Consider the following 3053-nt stretch of genomic DNA (forward strand, 5'->3'; position numbering starts at 1 on the left):
TTCATAGAATGATTTTGCATCCAATTTCATTCTTCCTGAAAATAGTTATTCGATTTTACGATTTTTCGACCAACCTTCGTAAACGGTGAATACAATAAAAATAATGTTATTAATAATGACCTGCCCCCATTTTCAGTACCAATGGATAAGTTAGTTTTCTCTAAACATTTCAACCATAAGATCGCTTAAACTCTGAAGGAGTCAAGTAATTCAATGAAGAGTGAAGACGCTCGTCGTTGTATTCCTTTTGGAAAATTCGCAAAGCATCGGTTAACTCTCTTTGATTTTTAAAGTAGTGTAGATTCAAACACTCATCTCTAAGTTTACCATTGAAACTTTCTATAAATGCATTTTGTGTTGGTTTTCCTTTTTCAATAAAGTGAATTTCTATCCCCTTATCTTCTGCCCATTTCTGGAAGTCTTTGGATGTAAATTCTGTTCCATTATCCAAAACAAATGCTCTTGGAAGTCTTTCGAGGGTGTTTAAATATCTGATCAACTTTTCTGACGAAAAAGTAAACTCTGCCTGAAGTATGGTATTCTCTCTTGTTAAATGATCAATACCTGTTAAAATTCTTTGCTTTCTTCCATCAATCGTCCGTTCGAAAACAAAGTCCATTGACCAAACTTCGTTTGAATTCTTAGGCAATGGTAGTTGCTGTGATGATGCATTTCTTTTCTTTCGCTTCGGTTTTGTCCTTATTTTAAGCCCTTCTAAGCAATATAGTCGATATACTTTCTTATGATTGATTGTCCTACCCGACCTTCTTAACCTTCGGTAAATTCGTCGATAGCCTTCCCGTTTCCATCGAAAAGCAAGTCTTCGAATTTCGTTCATTGTCTCTTCATCAATAGCTTTCGGCTGATAATAATAACTTGATTTAGGAAGAAGAACAACATCTAGGCTTCTGTTTAGAGAAAGTCCCTCTTCAACTAGCAGATCAACTGCTCTCTCCTTCGTTGATCTGCTCAAAACTTTTTTCCCAAAACATTCTTAATTGCTTGGATTTCGAGAGCCATGTCAGCTACCAATCTTTTGAGATTTGAATTTTCCTGCTCGAGTGCCTTCATCTTCTTGATTTCGCTAAGCTCCATTCCTCCATACTTGTTACGCCAGCGATAAAATGTTTGTTCAGTGATTCCGTATTTTCGTGAAAGTTCCTTGATTGGAATACCTGTTTCTGCTTCCTTTAATATCCGAAAAATCTCGCTTTCTTCTATCTTCTTTCTTGCCATAATGCTCTCTCCTTAATATCGGAGAAAACTAACTTAAATATCGGTGCAGTTTTTGGGGAGCAGGTCAACAGGAAGAACTCCCAATGTTAGAAAATTAGGTAAAAACGAATTCAAAATAATATTATATGAAAAACTGATAGAAGAGCATGCTGAATTAATTAAGGACAATACTATATCTGAAGTAGTTGATATGATTGAAGTTTTATTAGCTATAGGTAATGAAATCGGCTACTCAGAAGATAATATAATGGAAGAATTACGTAAAAAAAGAGCTAGTAATGGTGCGTTTCAAGAGCGAAACTATCTTATCTCTATAAATTAACAATACTGCGGCTAACAGCGACTTTCCGCTGCGCTTCGGGTCTTCGCCCTCGCTTGGCCTACGGCACATAGGCTTCTGGCACTCCCCTTGCATTCGCAAGTGTCGTTCCAGTCCCTAACGTCCCGTTACCGGGACTCAGGGTCGCCTACGTCGGAAAGTCTATTACGTTATGCGACATTTTCAAAAAAAAAAGATCAAATACCTAAATATAAGAAAAGAACATTGAATAAATTTAAAAATCTAAAAATTTCTTTATTAATTCTTTTATTCTTCAAAGTTTGCTCCTTTGCACAAGATTATCAAACTTTAAATTCGCCAGAAAATAAAAATGTAAACAATCGACAAAACTTAATTATTGAATTAAACAATTTTGATGATTTTCCGTTGACTATTAATGTTCATATTATGAATACAAAAAATCTTGATGGGAAAAATAACGTCTGTGGAGATTTAATTAGTAAATATCAAATCAAATATGATAAAAAACCGATCATATTAAATCTAAATAATGAAAAATATTGTGTAGATTTTTTCTTCCATTATAGTACTTTTCGACCTTTTCAAAAAAATTATAAAGCAGCATTAAGTTTACATTTTAACACTAACTCTTCTTGTCTAGAACAACCAAGACTAGCGGCACAGTAAATTCATACATATAATTGGCCAATTTTAGATTTTCAAAATTCATCTCGAAAAATTATTTTAACAAATGTTTCAAAAGAAAAAATTGACGAACATTTGGCGATTATCTCTTGGGGAGGAACTATAATGACTGCGACTAGACCTCCTCCTTTATTATACCTAACTCCACTTCATTTCTTTTTTGTTGGCTATGTAACCGTAATTAATAAAATAGAATTCGAAATTATTTAATTACCTGTACAAATTGAAAACGTCGCATAACAGCGACTTACCGCTTCGCTTCGGCACAAGGCCTCGCTCGGCCTGCGGCAAATTCCCCTTCTGGCATTCGCCTTGCTTTCGCAAGCTACATGCCAGTCCCTAACGTCCCGTTACCGGGACTCAGGGTCGGGGAACTTCGGTAAGTCTAGTTCGATAATTGCAATTGGTTGATCAATAGAAAAAGGCGCGCAAATTTTTTTGAATGTGAGTGATGTCGATTAAAGCAGAATGAAATACATGGCTGTGTTACTCCATTTACGTCTGTTACAGGATTTTAGCTTTTTTAAGAAATAAGAGAAAAATTTGCGCTTGATTGGATATTACTAACGACTTCAATTCTTTTGTATTCGTAACCAACTGCAATTATCATCCGCTAACCACTTCGCTTCGGGACTAGAGCCCTCGCTTGGGCTGCGCCACATAGGCTTCTGGCACTCCACTTGCCTACGCAAGCGTCGTTCCAGCCCCTAACGCCTCTTCGAGGCTCAGGGTCAGCCTACGTTGGTTAGCTTTTTCGTTATACGACATTTTAAAAAAATATTTTAGGAATTTAATTAAATGAATAAAAAATTTAAATACATTACATCAAGTT

Annotated in this window: 4 protein-coding genes; 2 read left to right on the forward strand and 2 right to left on the reverse strand. The window is 35.7% G+C overall.

Annotated features, from left to right (window positions below; genetic code table 11):
* Window positions 1–169: 169 nt before the first annotated feature.
* The gene (locus LEP1GSC202_RS16675) at window positions 170–973 is read right to left on the reverse strand and encodes an IS3 family transposase (RefSeq protein ID WP_015675630.1); all 804 of its coding nucleotides are present in this window, start codon (window positions 971–973) and stop codon (window positions 170–172) included.
* A complete protein-coding gene (locus tag LEP1GSC202_RS16680; RefSeq protein ID WP_015675631.1) occupies window positions 970–1236 on the reverse strand; it encodes a transposase in 267 nt (88 codons plus the stop codon). The genes LEP1GSC202_RS16675 and LEP1GSC202_RS16680 overlap by 4 nt, the downstream gene beginning before the upstream one ends.
* A gap of 43 nt (window positions 1237–1279) precedes the next feature.
* Between LEP1GSC202_RS16680 and LEP1GSC202_RS16685 the strand changes: the two genes are divergently transcribed.
* Together LEP1GSC202_RS16685 and LEP1GSC202_RS16690 are read left to right on the forward strand one after the other, a co-directional pair.
* Entirely contained in the window at window positions 1280–1558 is a 279-nt protein-coding gene (locus tag LEP1GSC202_RS16685) for a nucleoside triphosphate pyrophosphohydrolase (protein ID WP_051125385.1), read from the forward strand.
* Between the two features lie 222 nt (window positions 1559–1780).
* Window positions 1781–2203: a hypothetical protein gene (locus tag LEP1GSC202_RS16690; protein WP_039929320.1), complete on the forward strand. Its 423-nt coding sequence runs from the start codon at window positions 1781–1783 to the stop codon at window positions 2201–2203.
* Window positions 2204–3053 lie beyond the last annotated feature (850 nt).

It is taken from the genome of Leptospira yanagawae serovar Saopaulo str. Sao Paulo = ATCC 700523, from assembly GCF_000332475.2.
Taxonomy (GTDB): Bacteria; Spirochaetota; Leptospiria; order Leptospirales; family Leptospiraceae; genus Leptospira_A; species Leptospira_A yanagawae.